Here is a 15,885-nt window from a genome sequence, read left to right on the forward strand (position 1 = left end):
CCTCAAATTTGTCTTCAAGTCAAAATCCCGGTTGCCTGCGAAGTGCTTTTTTCGTTTCTTAACGTCCGGAAAAGATACTGATGCAAACAAGATTGAGGCGATTTTCAGAGTGCCATGACAGTTCAAAGTTCTTTTTTCTGCGGTACGCGCTCGCAGTGCGCGGTTCCGGGCGCGGTTTCGGGTGCGAAAGCCGCCTGGCTTTCAGCCTTCGCGGTTTTCTGGTTTGCAATCCTCGCGCTGACCGGCGGCGCCGTTGCCGCCGAACAGCGTTTCGCCCTGGTGATCGGGAATTCCGGCTATGAGAAGATTGGCCGTCTTGCCAATCCCGCCAACGACGCCGACCTGGTCGCAAAATCGCTCGAGGCGGTCGGCTTCGAGGTTGCCGTTCATTACGATCTTGATGAAGAAACCATGGGTCAGGCGCTCGACGATCTCGCCGACCGGGCGCCTGAGCTCGATGTCGCCGTGCTTTATTTCGCGGGCCACGGCATCCAGAAGGACGGCGAGAACTATCTGATCCCGGTGGACGCGCAATTGCGGTCGCCGACCGCGATCGAGAGGGAAACCGTGAGCCTGCGTTCCTTCATGGAGGTGATGGAGGAAGTCCCGATCAGTCTCCTGTTCCTCGATGCCTGCCGCAACAATCCCTTCGCCGAGGAGTTGCTGACCCAGGCCTCCTCCGAAGGCCGGTCGGCGGGGATCACGCGTGGTCTTGCCCCGATCCGCACGGTCGGGGACATGCTGGTCACCTTCGCCACGCTGCCGAATTCGGTGGCCAAGGACGGGTCGGGGCAGAATTCCCCCTTCGCCAAGTCGCTTGCGCGTCACATGAAGACGCCGGACGCGGAAGTGTCGGTTCTCATGAAACGCGTGACCCGGGACGTGATGGCGGAAACGGACGGCGACCAGCGGCCGCAGCAGCTGTCGCAGATGCAGACGGAGTTCTATTTCGAACGCACAGCGGCTTCCGCCCCGGTTAAGGACGATTTGCAAACCCTGCTTGCCGTTTATCCGGGCTCCGTGACGGTCGGTGAGGAAGTCTCCGTGCTGGCCGACGTGCCGCGAAAGTGCCTCCCGAATTTCTTCAATATCTCGCCGTCGAGCAAGGTAACGCCGATCCCGGCGCAGTTCTTCAAGACGGTCGAACTCGGCGGCGGACAGGTCCGCTACGAGATTTCGCCCGGCTCCAGATACGGCCTCATCGTTCAGGATCAGGACGAAAAGGGCGCGAACCGGATCGGTTTCTTCTGCTCCCTGGGGACAGCCCTTTCGGACGACATGAAGCGCGAGGTGCTCCGCCGTATCAACGGGCAGCTTGCAAGCAATGAACTGTCGGGAACGATCGGCTCGGCGCCCGAAGCGGTCGCCTATCATTTCGCCGAATTCAAGATCAACTGAACCAGGCCCTTCTGGACCGGCTTGCCGGTCCAGTGGGACCGTCGACGACTTCTCGGATCGTCATTCCGGACAAGTGAGGCGTTAGCCGAACGCAGATCCGGAATCCAGAAATCTTTGCGCCGAAGGCGCTCGATTCCGAAATCAAAACAAACAGATATAAGAATTGGAGCTCGTTGCCGCTCGCGCTGATTTCTGGCTTCCGGATCTGCGCGCAGCTTTGCTGCACTTGTCCGGAATGACGGTCCGAGGGGCGGTCAGCCGTCCGACGAGAGCGGCTTACCGGTCCCGTTTCGAAGTCATTTCACCGGAACGAGCACGAGCTGAACCCGCCGGTTCTGTTCGCCGAACGGATCGGAGGCGTCCTTGAGCTTGGAAGCTCCCATGCCCGAGGCGATGACGCGCTGGTCCGGCAGGCCCGCGCTGGCGGTGACGAAAGTGGCAACCGCCTGGGCGCGTTTTTGCGACAGCGCCATATTGTACTCGTCGCTGCCCTTGGCGTCGGTGTGCCCAAGCAGCAGGAAGCGGTAGTTCCGGAACTTGTCCTGGCTGAGCACGCGCGAGAGTTCGGCGATCTTGATGAGCTGGTCGGGGCGCAGGTTGGCCGAGTTGTAGTCGAACAGAATTTCCATATCGATCGACGGCAGCGGATCGGCGGCGGCGGTGACCGGTGCGCCGCCGGTCGAGGACTGGCTGTCCGAGACCTCCTCGCGGTCGACAATGCCGAGATTGACCACGTCGTCCAGCGAGAACGAGGTGTTGGACTTGTATTCGGAATTGTCGCAGGCGGTCGGGTCGAGCAGGCATTTTTCCATGTCCGAGCCGCCGGATGCGTCTTCACCGGCACCGCGAGAGGCGGTGGCCGCCGGCGCGGGATCGGACCCCAGATCGAAATCCTCCAGCGTGATGGTGGATTGGGCCATCGCAGGCAAGGATAAACTCAGGATGGCAAGGGAGACCGCAACAAACTTCATATGGAAAAATCCTGAACTTTATTTACCGTAGTTTCATGGACTTAGCAGCTTTAGTAACATAATTGAGGTAAGTCTTTCCAGAGGGAAAGGCAAACTAAAGCAAGGGTCATGGAGCTTGGTTAAGGCACCATGAGACTGTGCCTTTCCCGGCCTGTCATTGTGAAAACCGAAAGCAAAGGCACCCTGCATGTTTATTGGAATCTCAATACCGCTTTCGAGACGGCTTGTCGGCGGAACTGTTCTTGCGCTCGGTGCGCTTTTCCTCTCGCTCGGCGCTGGAAGCGTTGCGGAGGCGGCTGAAATACGCTTGCTCGACCGCAATCCGGCGGCGGGGCCGGGGTATGAGTTGCTGGATCTTGGAACGGTGACGGAACAGGCCTACCTGCATGCGACGGGCCTGGAAGACGGATTTACCTCCAAGGCGGAGGTCAAGGGTTCTTCGCTTGCCTATTTCGAAAACGGCATCGCGGGAGACGGGGCGCATACCTACGAGACGCTGCATATCGTTCCGGCGTGGGGCGGCCTCAAAACCGGACGGGTCATCTCCATCGAAGGCCAGATCGAAAAGGGAGATCTGGAAAAGCTCAAGACGCTGGTCGAAACCGCATCGTTTTCGGAGTGCCTGAAACCGGGTTACTGCCCGTATAACAACATTATCATGCTCAACAGCCCGGGCGGCAGTCTGCGGGAGGGACTTGAGCTTGGAAAATATATCGCCAGCCAGAACTTCATCACACTGCTGCCGGAAAACGCGATTTGCGAATCCGCCTGCTCCCTGGTCTTTCTGGGCGGCTACACGCGCTACGAGGGCTTTTTCTTTCCGCGCCGGTTCGCGCATGAAACCGCCCGGTTGGGCATCCACCAGCCGTTCATCCAGTTGCCGGAGGGCAACTACCGGTCGGCCGAGGTCAACCAGGTGGTGCGCACCATCAACCAGGGTTTCATCGAGGTCACCGACTACCTGATCGATACGGGTATCGGAATCGGTTTCCTGCGCAACATGTACAAGACCAAGCCGACCTCCATGTATCGTCTGTCCGTGTCTGAACTGGCGGCGGAAAACATCTTCGTGGTCGGGCGGCCGTCGCAACTGACGGAACTGAGCCGTGGCCAGATGCTGACTTACTGCGCGAACATCTACCAGAGCAAATACAACCGCGTATCGCCTGAATTGCTGGCCAATCTGCAATCCAGCGAGAGCGCCTTCCTGACATTCGTCACCGGCCAGAATTTCGTCTGTCTCGGTGTCAAGCAAAGCGCGGACGCACCCTGGAAGTCCTATGTGTGCGACGGCAAAAGCAAGTGCCTCCTGGCGGATTACGGTCAGGTGACCATCTTCGATCTGGAAGCGAAGGGTAAATTGAGCGGTTTCCGCAAGTCCGATCAGTCGGTCATTTACGGTGTGGCGACCGGCATCGACAACACCGAGGTCGGGTTGGCTCTCAAGGAGTATAACCACCGGGTGGCGCTGCTTCACTATATCCGGCTGTTCGCCAACAATATGGGGACCTTCGATACGACCTTTCGCGATATCCCCTCCAGTCAGATTGCCCGCAGCGTTCCGCAAGACTTCTGCGGTCAGGTGGACGAACACGACGCGGGCCTGGTCAGGAAGCTGCAGGCCTCGCTCAATGCCAACGGGATCGATGTCGGCAAGCCGGACGGGTCTCTTGGGCCGAACACCCGCAAGGGGATCAGAGCGTCCAACAACACACTCCTGAGCCGGAACACGGAGACCGTGGATACGGTGCTCCTGAAGGCCCTTGGCATGCCGCAGCAAGATATTGCGACGCATGTCTTTTGCCAATGACGATGGCTGAGGTCTGACATCGGACCCCCGCGTCGCCCTTGAACGCGGGGGTCTGAAAACACCTGAATGAAACGCAGCCCCGCGTCAGCGCGAGATGCTGCCCTGACGCACGACCGGACCCCAGGGGGTTCGCCGGACAACGGTTCCCGTGCAGGTGCCATTGCTGCACTGCCCGACCGCGGCGCGGCCGGGACGCACGGCGACACCGGCGCAACCGTTGCCGTTACACGCGGCGGCAGCGCCCGCGGGCGCCCGGTAATAGGTGTTCCAGCTGGCATACCAGGGCCGGCCGACGTAATAGGTGTTCCAGTAGGCCCTGTTGAAGGTGACGACCGCCAGTCCGACGGCGGGCGCGACCGCGGGTGTGACCACGACCGTCTGGCCCTGATAGGTGACCTGAATGTAGCTGGCGGAAACCCAGCCCCGGTCCGGCCCGAAGCCGACGTCGCACCATGTGGTGCCGGCGGTGCAGCCATAGATCACCACCGAAGCGCTTCCGGGAAGAACCCGGACAACGGGATAATGGGTGCCCGGCCCCGCCCGCATGTTCAGATCGGTCATGACAACCGCGGTTGCGGCGGATGCCCCGGTGGGGGCAAATGCGGTCAGGCTCAGGAGGACCAGGGTCGCGGCGGCAAGCGATAATCGTTTTATACTACGCATGAACAATCTCCGTTCAGAAAAGACTACCCTGTGTCCTAGGTAGGAAGCCGTCGTAACCGGCATGCAAACGGCGCGTGTCGAAATGTTTCGATTTGTAAAAAGGCGCTGGAGATCGCGCGGCGCGCCGCATCGAACCGGTTACGGAATGTAGAGAGGGACCGTCAGGCTTGCCCGGCCGCCGTCCGGGTGGTTGGACAGCTCGATTTGTCCGCCATGGGCCTCGGCCAGCGTTACGGCGACGGACAGACCGAGACCGGCGCCGCCGGTGTTTCGGGCGCGGGAAGGCTCGGCGCGCACGAAAGGCTCGAGAAGCAGGTCTGCTTCGTCCGGATTGAAGCCCGGACCGCGGTCGTCGACCTGAACCGTCGCGGTCTCGTGGTCGCGCAGAAGCGTTACCTTCGCGGATGTGCCGTATTTGACGGCATTCTCGATCAGGTTCGTCAGAATTCGGCGCAACGCCAGCCGGTCGCCCAGGATCATGGCCTCTACCGGCGCGGCCCGGCTGTCGAACGTGACGTCCAGGCCGACGGACTTCAGATCGGAGATTTCCGGCGGCAGCCACTCGACCAGATCCAGCATTTGCCGGTCCAGGGCGCCGAAGCCGGCTTTTGTGGTCAGCAGTGCGTTGTCCAGCAAACCGATCATGTCGTTGATGTCGGCAATGGCCCGTTCCCGTTCGAATTCGTCGGGAAGAGCCTCCACCCGCAGGCGAAGGCGGGTCGCGAAGCTGCGCACGTCGTGCTGAATGCCGCCGATCAGCGCCATGCGCGAGCGCGTGAGGGCCTGCAACCGGGTCTGAAGCGTGTCGAATGCCCGGCGCAGGGTTTTGATCTCGGGTGTTGTGGTGTGGAATTTCGGCAGGTCCACTTTCTCTCCGGCCGGATCGATTCTTTCGACCGCAGCGGCGAGTTTTTTCAGCGGGTTGATTTCCCGGTGAAACAACAGGAAGGCAAGGAAGGCGAAAACGGTGCCGACGATACCAGCCCCGAGGCCCGCGGGGAGCCCGAAGGGTGTCACGACGAGGGGGACGTTGGAGCTGGCGATCAGAACGGTGCCATCCTCCATGGCGATCCAGAAGCTCAGGGCGCGGGCCGGCGGGCTCATCGACCTCACCTGCCGGATGGCGACCCAGAAGGGTTCCCTCAACATGCCCTTCAGGCTGATCTCGACATGGAGCAGACGTTCGCCGAGCACGGCGGAATAGGGAGCGCCGATCGGGTCGTTGACCAGTTCGCCCGCGTCTTCCGCCGGAACGGCCTTTTCGGCCGGAACGACCTCAAGCTTCAGAAAAGACGACTGGATGGCCTGGAGAACGGCGTCTCTTTCGTCGGGCGGGACCTGCTCGATCAGGTTGACGATGGCCGCGAGCTTTTCCGGAGAGGGATTGATCTCGTCTCCGGATAGATCGTTTTTCATATAGTAATGGGCGATCACCAGGGTCCAGAAAGCCAGGAAAAGGCTCAGGAAGATCAGCAAGAACCGGAATGTCAGACTGACGCCCACGGCTCCGGCCCTAACTGATCTGCTTTACGTTGGCGGTGAAGAGATACCCCCCGTTGCGGATCGTCGAAATCAGATTGCAGCCGGGCTTCAGGTTCTCCAGTTTCTTGCGCAGCCGGGACACCAGAATGTCGACCGTCCGGTCCAGGGGATCGGCCATTCTGCGATGCGTCCAGTCGAGTATCTGGTCGCGGGACAGAACCCGCCTCGGGCGCAGCACGAAGCAGGAAAGCAGTTCGAACTCGGCACCGGTCAGTGGAACCAGTTCGCCGAGGTCGGTCTGAAGCTGGCGCGCATCGAGGTCGGCTATAAAGCCTTCGAAGGAAAACCGCCTTGAAAGCTGCTGGTGCTGTTGAGGACCCGTGCGGCGCAAGAGCGCGCGGATGCGTGCCAGAAGTTCGCGCGGCGAGAACGGCTTGACCACATAGTCGTCCGCGCCGATTTCCAGCCCGACAACCCGGTCGGTCTCGTCGCCCTTGGCGGATAGCAGGACGATCGGAACGTTCTGGTCGGAGCGCAGGCGGCGGCAGATCGAGAGGCCGTCCTCGCCGGGCAGCATGAGGTCGAGCACGACCACATCGGGGCGCAGTCTCTCCAGAACAGTGTCCATCTCGCGGCCGTCTCCGGCCAGTTCTACCTCAAAGCCTTCACCGCGCAGAAAACCGGCGATCAACCGGCGTATCTCCGGATCGTCATCGACAATCAGAACCGTCTTTTTTTCAATGTCCATGAGCGTAGATGGGCATTTCGGATCTTGAAAATCAACTGTCATGCTTGTTGCCGGATCGAGCTTGGGCGGAAAACGCCAGACGGCATTTGCCGCCATACGCCGGGGATGCCCCGGTGCGGAGACCTGAACAATGGTTTGCGCCGAGAGACGCTTCGTCAGGAAACGTCTCCCGGAACCGGGGTTCCTTAGTGACGGGCGCAAGACGCTGGCGGTGATCGTGCTGTCCGCCGGGCAGGTCTGGCTGTCGTGGAAAGGAAGACGTTCGGCAGAAACTGTCGCCGGTCAACTGGTCGGACAGGCAGATCGTATAGCCGGCCTCGTCAAGGAAGAACGCCGCGCATACTTCGAGGGCGGAAACGTCTCCGGGCAGGCAGATCTCCGTTACGGGCCCCGTTTCCGGTACGGGTTCGGCCTTGGGGTGTTCAGCGATGCTCGGCGAAGGAAGAAGAATGCCGGTCAGAGCGAACATGAAGATGGCGCATAGGGATTTGGAGGTCATGCAACTGGTCTTTTGCTCATCGATAGGGTCCAGCCGTCTGCGTTGCGCAAGACGCCGTGAGGTTTCGCTGGTCTAGGTAATGACACGAGGTGAACCAACTTCATCGGAAGTTCCGGCCGAGGGAGAATTGCGGTTGTCTGAGCCAATATCGGGACTGTTGTTGGCCGATGTTTTTCCGGTCTGTGCCGTTTTGTTGCAAAATGTTGCTCGGCAACCGGAGCGGCCGATTCTGAAAAACCGGCGTTGCCGAAAACATACGCCGGACGTGATGCTCCAGCGGGCTGTTGAAATAAATTTCAGTGTGTCTCCCAGGGTCTCCGCTTACGCAATGTCTGGGGGGACACTTCCGGGAGGCCTGTTTTCTCGACTTCCTGCTAGAACAGGTAATCCAGAACGGACATGTCGTTCAGCGAGCCGAGCGCGGCGTAGCTCGCCTCGAGCTGGACCTCGTAGTTGGAAGCCTCGACAATCAGGACCGCGATATCCGCGGACCCCAGTTCCGTGATCATTTCCTCGGCGCTGGCGATGTAGTTCTGCTCGGAGGATATGAAGGATTCCAGACTGGAGGCTGAGGCGGAACTCATGCTTTGCAGGGCAATGATGCCGTCCTGCGCGCTGACCAGCAGGTCGGCCAGGGCCTCCATGTCGTCCAGGGACAGCGTATCGGCGGTCGCCATGTAGGAGAGCGCGCGCATGGCCTCCTCGATCGCGTCCGCGTTGCCGGTTACCCCGTAGTCCAGCGTCCGGTCGGTGCTGAGGCGGACGGATTGAACGTAGTCGTCGCCGGTATAGTAGTCGGTGTTGACGGTGGTCAGATCGTCGGCTTCATAGGTTGTCAGGTCCACCGGAGGGGTCTGGGTGTTGCTGCCGGCGAAGAGATACCGGCCCGCGAGCTGCGTGTTCAGGAGGTCGGTCATGTCTTCGAGGTAGTTCTCGGCGATCAGCTGCAGGCTGGTCAGGTCGTCTTCCTCCACGACGCCGGTGACCTCCGCGCGCATGGACGTCAGGATATCGCTCACGCCACCCAGAACGGAATAGGTCATCTCGACCCGGGCGAGCGCGTCCTCGGCGACGGAGACGGCCGCTTCCGACCGGGCCAGGGAAACTTCCAGGTCGACCAGCGTCGCCGCGTCGTTGCCGAGCCCGGCATAGTCGGAGGAGAGAACACCGCTCGACTGCTGTTCCTGGTTCTGCGCGAGTTTGGCTTCCGTCCTGAGCGCGTTTTGCAGGATCGTCGACGACTGGCTGAATGTGGCGACACGCATGACCATCTCGGGTCCTCCTATTGGACTGCTTCGAGGAGGTCGTCGAACATTTCCTGGACGACGCTCAAAAGGGTCGAGGCGACGGAGTAAAGCTGCTCCAGTTCCGACAGGCGCGTCAGTTCCTCGTCCACGTTGACGCCGTAGGTCGAGGTGATCGTGTCAGTGACCGTGGTCAGTTCGGATTCCGCTATTTCAAGCTGGGTCTGTGAGGCGTTCGTTTTCACCACGGCATCGGCCAGAATGTCGTTTGCGTAGTCGGCGAAGGTCATGTCGCCGGCCGCCAGATTTCCGGCCGCGTCGAAGCTTGCTCCGGTCTGCAGGGCGTCCAGGAGGTCGTAGGCGACTTCGGACGGCAGGGTGTTGCCGAGAAGCTCCGTTGGGTCCGCTTTGACCGTGCCGCTGACGGCGATGTCCGAGGCGCCGGTTCCGGTCAAAAGGCCTGGGGTGATCGCGTTCAGGCTGTCGATGAAGGTCGTTGCCAGTTCGTCCAGCATGTCCTGGTAGGCGGGCAGGGTTTCGTCGCGCAATTCGATAAGGGCTCCGAGCTTGCCGTTGTCCAGCTCGCCGGTGATGTCGGATCCGTTGACGGACACGGTGGTCTTGCCGTCCGCATCGGTGTCTGTCGACAGAAGATGGGCGGCGTCGCCGACCAGCACCTGACCGCTCGACGTGTAGACCTTGACCGTGCCGTCGTCGGCCCGGAAGGTGGTGATTTCCATCTGTTCGGACAGGGTTACGAGCGCGACGTTGAGTTCGTCCTCCAGGTCCGCCGTGCTGACGCCACGCGCGGCGGCGGTTTCGATCTGCTCGTTGAGTGAATCGATGGTCGCAATCGCCTCGTTGGCGGCAGTCACGGCATCGCCGATTTCCTCGTCCGCCTGATCGATCTGCTCCTGGATGCCGGACGACAGGCTGTTCATCTGCGACGTGACGTCTTCAAGGGCCGAGACCGCCGCGCTCGCAAGGCTCTCGCTTTCCGGTGTCTCGGCGAGTTCGGTCAGAGCGCTTTCCAAATCGGCGATGGAGTTGGCAAGCGAACTGCCGTCGCCGTCGTCGCCGGTCGTCTGGCCGAGGGACTGCTGCAGGGCGTCGAGATAGTCCGCCGTGACGGTGGCGCCCGCCGTGTCGCTGGTCGCGCCGAGCAGGTCCTCCAGTAGATACTTGCTGACGCTGGAGGAAATGCCGGTGACGGCGACGCCGGCTCCGTAACCGAGCGTGGACTGGGAGGCAACCGTCGCCGATTTCGCGGTGTAGCCATCGGTATCGGCATTGGCGATGTTGGCGGAGGCGACAGACACCTGGACCTGGGTCGCCCTAAGCGAGCTTGCCGCGATATAGGACGCTGCGTTGAGGCTGGTCATGAGACGGTCTCCCTCCTGGGTATCGCCGGGTCAGGCCTCGTAGCGCGGGCCGACCGAAACAGGGTGGGAGGGCGTCGCGCCATACCCGCCCCTGCTGTCGTAGCCGGTGTTGGCGGCCTGCTTTTCCCGGATTGCCCGCATGATCGTTTCGACCCGGCGCCGGCTGGCTGTCAGGGCGCGGACGAGGTTCTGGCTGTTCGAGGACAAGGCAAGCGTCAGCCGTTCGTTGCTCATCTGCAGTTCGGTGAACTTTTTCGGCGACGCCAGCAGGAAGATGTTGCTCTGGGCCTTGAACTGTTTGAGGAACGTCTCCATTTCGCCGACCAGTTTGCGTTTGCATTCCAGAAGGTCATCGATCGTGGCCGGCCGGCCGCTTGCCAATCTGCGGTTTTCCTCTTCCGTGATCGCGAGAAGGTCCTCCGAAACCCTGATGGCGTTGTCGATGACGGACTCGACCTTCGCGATGTCGGCCGGAGACAGCAGGACCTTGACGCTCTTCTCCGACTTCCGCTTTTGAGGTTTCGCTGACATTCTCACTTTCCTTGTGTCTTCAATGCTTGCGCCGTTCTGGCGTAGACGTTGACGGCCTGGCTTACTGCAGTGGACCGGGACATCTGGCTTCCGGCCTCCGCCTGTTTTTCCCGCATGTGGCGGATCAGGTCCTGCAGGTTCCTCTTGGCAACGAGCAGCTTGAGCTTCGTGGCCGGAGAGCGGGGCTCCGCCTCCAGCCTGCGGATTTCCTGTTTGAGACGGCGGTGCTTTTCCCGGCACGCCTTGAGATCGCCGGACATCGGCGTTACCGGACCGCGTCGAGCAGCGTGTCGAACATGTCGTTGGCCGTGGACATGATCTGGGACGCGGCGGAGTATGCCTGCTGGGCCGACAGCATCTTGGAAAACTCGTCTCCCGTGTCCACCGTACTGGCCTCCAGCCAGCCGCCCTGGATCGTTCCGGCTCCGCCTTCGCCCGCCTCGTGCAGGGTCGCGTTGCCAGAGGTGGAGGAACGGGCGTAGATGCCGTCGCTCATTTCCTCCAGGCCGTCGGAGTTTCCGAATGTCGCGACAGGGATCTGGTAGATCGGGCGTTCCTCGCCATTGTCGAAATAGGCGATGACCATGCCGTCGTCGGAGATCTCGATGGAGCTGAGATTGCCGTAGGCCAGCCCGTCCTGGTCAATGGACTGGACGTCGATCGAGGGATCGTCCGTTCCGGAGGAATACTGGGTCAGCCCGTTGGTGCTGCCCGCGTCGCCGAAGTCCACGCTGATCGAGCTGTCGTCGGCGCCCGTCGTCCAACTCTCGATGGTGAGTTCCGCAGGATCCGGGTTCGTCGAGGCGAGTGTGCCGTCCGCATTGAACGTCACTTCCACCGTCCCGGACGTGACGGTTCCGATTGTCGCACCGGTGGAAGGAAGGGTCGGATCGGAGTAGCTGATTTCCCAGGTGTTTTCCGCGGTCTTCTCATAGGTCGCGGTCACCGTGCTCGTGGTCCCGAGGGAATCGTAGACCTCGAACGTTGTCTCGAAAGTGTCGCCGATCTCGGCGTCGGCAGGAAGGTTGGCCTGGATCGCGACGCTTGAAGTCGCATCCACCGAGCTCTGGACGGAGTCCAGATCGATCGGTTCAAGGGCGTTCTCGCTGGTGCCGCCGATCGGATTTCCGTCCGAATCCGTTGCCCAGCCAAGAAGATAGTAATCGCCGTTGACCAGATAGCCGTCGCTGTCGACGGCGAATTCCCCGTTGCGGGTATAATAGGTCGAGGCGCCGTCGGAGGAGTCCGACACAATGAAGAAACCGTCTCCCTCGATGGCCAGGTGGGTGGCTTCCGTCGACTGAACGAGAAGGCCTTGCTGATCGACATTCGAGACCATGGTGGCTGAGACGCCGCCGCTCGAATTGGAACCGCTCCCGGCGACTAGGCTTGAAAAGCTGGTTGAGGAGGATTTGTAACCGTTGGTCTGGGAATTCGCCAGATTGTCGGAGATGACGGAAAGCGCTGTGCTCTGCGCGGACAGCGCGGAGATGGACGCGTTGAGGGCTCCCTGCAAGCTCATGCCGGCCTCCCTTACTGCGTCGACTTGACGGCGAGGACGTTGTCCAGCAGGACGGACGCGTCGCCGATGCCCAGGACAGCGTCGTCACCGGAAGCGTCGATGGCGGTAACCTCGGCGATGACCGTGGTGGATCCCGAGACCTCGTTGCCGTCGGCGTCGTAGGCTTCAACCTGAATGGTGTACTGGCCGCCGTCTTCAAGCTGTTCCCCGTCCGAGGTCACGCCGTCCCAGGTGAAGGAATGTGCGCCGGAGCTGGTCTCGCCGCTTTCGCTGTAGACCGTGTTGCCGTCTTCATCGAGGATGCTGACGGTGACGGTTTCGGCTTCGCTGTCGAGCGAGTAGGACCACTGGGCCTCGCCGTCCTGAAGTGATGTGGTATTGCCGACGGCCTCCACGGTCTGACCGAGGTAGCCGAGCCCTTGCGAGTTCATGTAGGTGGAAATCGTGTCGGTCAGCGTGGCGAGCTGGTCGGAAATCTCCGACTGGGTTTCGTAGCTCGCATAGGAGATCATCTGACCGATGTATTCGCTGGTGTCGGTCGGGTCGGTCGGATCCTGGTTCTGAAGCTGTTCTACCATCAACATCAGAAATTCATCGCTGTCGATGGAAGTTCTGGCTGCATCCTCAGTTGCTGACGATGTTGTGCTTGTTGTTGCGCTGTAAGAATTTAGCGTGGATATAGTCATACCCGAGCCCTCATCAATTGAATTCGAGTCTCGGGCGAGTAAGACTTGTCATCGATCGATGGATCGCCCGATCTATTAGTGAAACGGGCGCGGGCAGCGTTCCGGGCGCGGTTTTTTCAATTTTTTACTTGGGAATAAATTGCCGGCCCTTGGTGTTTCCGGTGCGGAAATTGTTGCCTAGCTTGTGCCGGCCTTCAAAACGGAGAGATTGGCCAGTTCGCCCGCGCGGGCGAGCCGAAATTTCCATGAAGAAAATTGTTGATAGAGCCGCCGGAGCCGTCTCCGGCAAAAATTGCCGGTCGTCCACGCGGTGCAATTTCAGGAAAGATCCCGTCAGGACATGGAGGCTTTGAGCGGCGGACGAGGGAGGGTTTACGCCCGTCCGCTTGTTCGTATCAGGAAGACTCGCGCGCTTTCGCGATGATTTTTCCTGCGAGCCCCTTGGGGGCCTTGAGGGCAGGACGTGCAGACAGCAGGGCCGAAAGCGCCTGCTCTTCTTCCAGCAGTTGCCTCGCGTCGCTTGATGTTTTCAGTAATTCTCTTGCCGGACCCTGCTCAGTCAAAGGCCATGTGTCCAGGTTAGATCCATAACGATCCAGGAGCGCATTGAATTTTTCGAGTGCCATCAAAGGCATTGCAGCGACCATATGCGAACCAGCGTGTCTCCGAGCGTGCGTCGAACGGTACATGCCCGGAAACTGGTTGTCTATGGTTCAGAAATATTCTGCAACAATGCGTTCCCCGTGGATGTCGCTCATCAGCGTTTGCGCATTTCTCGGGGCGAGCGTGGTCATATCGGCCCAGGCGTTGCGCAGTTCCAGAAGTCCTTCGGCCAATGTCGCGAAGCGGTTGGCCGCATCCGGCTTTCCAACGGCGGTGTTGAGAGCAAAGATGTTGCGTGTGTACATGGTGATGAGCTGTTGCCCGAGCGCCTGGTCGATGTCCGGGTTCACGTTCTGGCGCAGGCCGCGCAGAATGCCGGTCGCCCGGGCAATGCGGCGATGGGATTCCTCGTAGTCCTTGTCGCGCAGATGGCGGGCCGCCAGCACGATCGCGTTCAGGACTTCGTCGAACAAAAGGGTCACCGCTGCGGGAGGGGCAACGGTCGTCGCGGCGGTACGGTAGGCCGAAATGGCCCGGTTCATGGCATAGCTCATCGCTTAATCTCCTGAATCGAGAAGAGCTTCGATATAGGCGAGGTCGGATTCCGCTTCCTCGATCTGGGCTTGGTAGTTCGCATAAAGAGTTGTCAGATAGTCCCGGTAATCCTCGGCGCTGGATATGATGCTGTCGTATTCCTCCTGATAGTCGCTGTTCTGCTCCGTCAGGTCGGTAATGATCTCGGTCAGCAATCCATCGGTGGCGTCCGCGTAGTAATTGACCGCGTTGTAGAGATTTTCAACGAGGCCGGAGGTGAAGGTCATGTCCACCGTCTGGCTTTCCGTGCCGGTGAACACGAAGCTGATGCCTTCGTAGGCGGTGCCTTCGACGCCCACGATCCGCGAGCCGCTGACCTCGAAAAGCCCGTCCTCGCCGTCAACGAGAACGCTTGTGACAGTGCCGTCTCCGTCCACTTCGATGTCGAGCGACAGTGCGTCCGGCATGGCGTCGTTGCGGGCAAGAAGCGCCAGATCGTTCGAGCTCGACTCAATGTCGAACATCAACAGGTCCTCGATTGCGTCGAGATCCGTCAGAAGCGCGTCGGCAAGGGTGTCGTCGTCGACCTCAAGATAGTTGCTGCTGTCATAGGACAGGCCGAGCAGGGCCATGCTGTCCTCGTCGATGACGGTCGAAAGACCGTCGGCGATATCGCTGTTGGTGCTGCGCAGGATGCTGTCGCCGAACAGCACCGCGTCGTCCGATGCGCCGCCGCCGGAGGCGACCTCCTGCTGGGTCAGCGCCCATTCCCTGTAGGCGTTGTAGGCGTCCACGAGCGCGTAGACGGCATCCTGGATGCTTGTCAGGGAGTTGGAAATCTCGACCGAGATGTAACTGTCGTCACCGGTCTCCTGGTAGACGGAAAAGGTGACGCCCTCGATGACGTCGTCGATCGTGTTGCTGTCGCGGGTGACCTCGACGCCGTCGACGCTGATGATCGCGTCCTGCGAGGCCTGCAACTCGTTCACGAAGGCGCCGCTCGTGTCCGTCAGGCCGAGCGCCTGTCCGATATCGTTGCCGGAGACCGCGTTCAGAACGATGTCCTGACCTGTCTCCGTCGCGCTGAGGACGAGCTTGTATTCATCGTCGGAAATCTGGATGACCGAGGCGGAGACGCCGGTGTCGTCGGAGTTGGCGTTGATCTCTTCGGCGATTTCGTCGAGAGACATGCCTTCCGTAATCTCGATCTCGACGGCCTCCTCGCTGTCGGCGCCATCGAGCGCGAGCGTGAAGGTGCCCGAAAGATCCATTCCCGCGGTGCTGTCCTCGAAGACGTCGCCCGCCACCTTCTGGCTCGTGGCCAGCTGCAGAACCTTGAGTTCGTAGGTCGCGACGTCGATGCCATCTTCCGCGGTCACGACTACCGCCGATTCCGCGTCCACATCGCCGAAGCCTGTCAGATAGGCGTCGCGGAGCGAAAACACGTCGTCGGATTCGGTCAGCGAATTGTCCGTGCCACGGATGGTGTCGAGCGCGGAGACAAGGTCCTGCAGCAGCGTCTGCATTTCCTCGTAAGCGGCGATCTCCGCCTCGTTCTCCTCCATCTTGATCTCGATGCTGTCGGCGGGAACCTGCTTTTCGAGGACCGCCGCTTCGATCAGCGCGTCCCAGTCGACGTCCGCGTCGGCGTTCGCCGACGCCGTGTAGACGGTCTGGGTCGTGGTTGTCGTTGTTGTGGAGGTCGTGTCGGTCACGCTCATTGCGGAGATCCGGTTTTCGTGCGGTCGAAAGGAGGGGTACGGACAGCCCCGGTCTCTGCATCGGCAGATCGGTAGTGGGACTGATCGGGAC

The 15,885-nt window shown here is 60.7% G+C and carries 16 protein-coding genes; 2 read left to right on the plus strand and 14 right to left on the minus strand.

Annotation, left to right across the window (positions count from 1 at the left end):
* Positions 1-114: 114 nt before the first annotated feature.
* Positions 115-1,398 carry a caspase family protein gene (locus tag JF539_RS16900; protein ID WP_207141868.1) on the plus strand — a complete coding sequence of 428 codons (1,284 nt, stop codon included), beginning with the start codon at positions 115-117 and terminating at the stop codon, positions 1,396-1,398.
* Positions 1,399-1,694: 296 nt separating this feature from the next.
* Here the strand turns inward: JF539_RS16900 and JF539_RS16905 are convergent, their stop codons facing one another.
* Positions 1,695-2,369, minus strand: a complete 675-nt coding sequence (locus tag JF539_RS16905; RefSeq protein WP_207141869.1) for an OmpA family protein — start codon at positions 2,367-2,369, stop codon at positions 1,695-1,697.
* A 187-nt stretch (positions 2,370-2,556) separates the two neighbouring features.
* Between JF539_RS16905 and JF539_RS16910 the strand changes: the two genes are divergently transcribed.
* Complete coding sequence (locus tag JF539_RS16910) at positions 2,557-4,179, plus strand: hypothetical protein (RefSeq protein WP_207141870.1); 1,623 nt, start codon at positions 2,557-2,559, stop codon at positions 4,177-4,179.
* 84 nt (positions 4,180-4,263) lie between these two features.
* Here the strand turns inward: JF539_RS16910 and JF539_RS16915 are convergent, their stop codons facing one another.
* The 13 genes from JF539_RS16915 to fliD all read right to left on the minus strand — a co-directional run bounded on the left by JF539_RS16915 (position 4,264) and on the right by fliD (position 15,794).
* Positions 4,264-4,842, minus strand: coding sequence for an SH3 domain-containing protein (locus JF539_RS16915; RefSeq protein ID WP_207141871.1), 579 nt, complete (start codon positions 4,840-4,842; stop codon positions 4,264-4,266).
* 138 nt (positions 4,843-4,980) lie between these two features.
* Positions 4,981-6,345 (minus strand): sensor histidine kinase, encoded by a 1,365-nt coding sequence (locus tag JF539_RS28025; RefSeq protein ID WP_207141872.1) that lies wholly within the window; start codon positions 6,343-6,345, stop codon positions 4,981-4,983.
* Between the two features lie 10 nt (positions 6,346-6,355).
* Positions 6,356-7,072 (minus strand): response regulator, encoded by a 717-nt coding sequence (locus tag JF539_RS16925; RefSeq protein ID WP_207142051.1) that lies wholly within the window; start codon positions 7,070-7,072, stop codon positions 6,356-6,358.
* 31 nt (positions 7,073-7,103) lie between these two features.
* Positions 7,104-7,571 carry a hypothetical protein gene (locus JF539_RS16930; RefSeq protein ID WP_207141873.1) on the minus strand — a complete coding sequence of 156 codons (468 nt, stop codon included), beginning with the start codon at positions 7,569-7,571 and terminating at the stop codon, positions 7,104-7,106.
* 374 nt (positions 7,572-7,945) lie between these two features.
* Positions 7,946-8,842 carry a flagellin gene (locus JF539_RS16935; protein WP_207141874.1) on the minus strand — a complete coding sequence of 299 codons (897 nt, stop codon included), beginning with the start codon at positions 8,840-8,842 and terminating at the stop codon, positions 7,946-7,948.
* Positions 8,843-8,853: 11 nt separating this feature from the next.
* The gene (gene flgK, locus JF539_RS16940; RefSeq protein WP_207141875.1) at positions 8,854-10,197 is read right to left on the minus strand and encodes a flagellar hook-associated protein FlgK; all 1,344 of its coding nucleotides are present in this window, start codon (positions 10,195-10,197) and stop codon (positions 8,854-8,856) included.
* 30 nt (positions 10,198-10,227) lie between these two features.
* Complete coding sequence (locus JF539_RS16945) at positions 10,228-10,728, minus strand: hypothetical protein (RefSeq protein ID WP_207141876.1); 501 nt, start codon at positions 10,726-10,728, stop codon at positions 10,228-10,230.
* A gap of 2 nt (positions 10,729-10,730) precedes the next feature.
* A complete protein-coding gene (locus tag JF539_RS16950) occupies positions 10,731-10,988 on the minus strand; it encodes a hypothetical protein (protein ID WP_207141877.1) in 258 nt (85 codons plus the stop codon).
* 5 nt (positions 10,989-10,993) lie between these two features.
* Complete coding sequence (gene flgE / locus JF539_RS16955; protein WP_207141878.1) at positions 10,994-12,250, minus strand: flagellar hook protein FlgE; 1,257 nt, start codon at positions 12,248-12,250, stop codon at positions 10,994-10,996.
* 11 nt (positions 12,251-12,261) lie between these two features.
* The gene (locus tag JF539_RS16960; RefSeq protein WP_207141879.1) at positions 12,262-12,936 is read right to left on the minus strand and encodes a flagellar hook assembly protein FlgD; all 675 of its coding nucleotides are present in this window, start codon (positions 12,934-12,936) and stop codon (positions 12,262-12,264) included.
* A gap of 395 nt (positions 12,937-13,331) precedes the next feature.
* Positions 13,332-13,562: a hypothetical protein gene (locus JF539_RS16965; protein ID WP_207141880.1), complete on the minus strand. Its 231-nt coding sequence runs from the start codon at positions 13,560-13,562 to the stop codon at positions 13,332-13,334.
* A gap of 87 nt (positions 13,563-13,649) precedes the next feature.
* The gene (gene fliS, locus JF539_RS16970; protein WP_207141881.1) at positions 13,650-14,093 is read right to left on the minus strand and encodes a flagellar export chaperone FliS; all 444 of its coding nucleotides are present in this window, start codon (positions 14,091-14,093) and stop codon (positions 13,650-13,652) included.
* Between the two features lie 3 nt (positions 14,094-14,096).
* Positions 14,097-15,794 carry a flagellar filament capping protein FliD gene (fliD, locus tag JF539_RS16975; RefSeq protein ID WP_207141882.1) on the minus strand — a complete coding sequence of 566 codons (1,698 nt, stop codon included), beginning with the start codon at positions 15,792-15,794 and terminating at the stop codon, positions 14,097-14,099.
* Between the last annotated feature and the right edge of the window lie 91 nt (positions 15,795-15,885).

It is taken from the genome of Roseibium aggregatum, assembly GCF_017309185.1.
Classification (GTDB): Bacteria; Pseudomonadota; Alphaproteobacteria; order Rhizobiales; family Stappiaceae; genus Roseibium; species Roseibium aggregatum_B.

Coding starts and splice junctions, on each gene's coding strand:
- JF539_RS16900 (WP_207141868.1), top strand. CDS start 115: ATGACAGTTCAAAGTTCTTTTTTCTGCGGTACGCGCTCGCAGTGCGCG.
- JF539_RS16905 (WP_207141869.1), bottom strand. CDS start 2,369: ATGAAGTTTGTTGCGGTCTCCCTTGCCATCCTGAGTTTATCCTTGCCT.
- JF539_RS16910 (WP_207141870.1), top strand. CDS start 2,557: ATGTTTATTGGAATCTCAATACCGCTTTCGAGACGGCTTGTCGGCGGA.
- JF539_RS16915 (WP_207141871.1), bottom strand. CDS start 4,842: ATGCGTAGTATAAAACGATTATCGCTTGCCGCCGCGACCCTGGTCCTC.
- JF539_RS16925 (WP_207142051.1), bottom strand. CDS start 7,072: ATGGACATTGAAAAAAAGACGGTTCTGATTGTCGATGACGATCCGGAG.
- JF539_RS16930 (WP_207141873.1), bottom strand. CDS start 7,571: ATGACCTCCAAATCCCTATGCGCCATCTTCATGTTCGCTCTGACCGGC.
- JF539_RS16935 (WP_207141874.1), bottom strand. CDS start 8,842: ATGGTCATGCGTGTCGCCACATTCAGCCAGTCGTCGACGATCCTGCAA.
- flgK (WP_207141875.1), bottom strand. CDS start 10,197: ATGACCAGCCTCAACGCAGCGTCCTATATCGCGGCAAGCTCGCTTAGG.
- JF539_RS16945 (WP_207141876.1), bottom strand. CDS start 10,728: ATGTCAGCGAAACCTCAAAAGCGGAAGTCGGAGAAGAGCGTCAAGGTC.
- JF539_RS16950 (WP_207141877.1), bottom strand. CDS start 10,988: ATGTCCGGCGATCTCAAGGCGTGCCGGGAAAAGCACCGCCGTCTCAAA.
- flgE (WP_207141878.1), bottom strand. CDS start 12,250: ATGAGCTTGCAGGGAGCCCTCAACGCGTCCATCTCCGCGCTGTCCGCG.
- JF539_RS16960 (WP_207141879.1), bottom strand. CDS start 12,936: ATGACTATATCCACGCTAAATTCTTACAGCGCAACAACAAGCACAACA.
- JF539_RS16965 (WP_207141880.1), bottom strand. CDS start 13,562: ATGGCACTCGAAAAATTCAATGCGCTCCTGGATCGTTATGGATCTAAC.
- fliS (WP_207141881.1), bottom strand. CDS start 14,093: ATGAGCTATGCCATGAACCGGGCCATTTCGGCCTACCGTACCGCCGCG.
- fliD (WP_207141882.1), bottom strand. CDS start 15,794: ATGAGCGTGACCGACACGACCTCCACAACAACGACAACCACGACCCAG.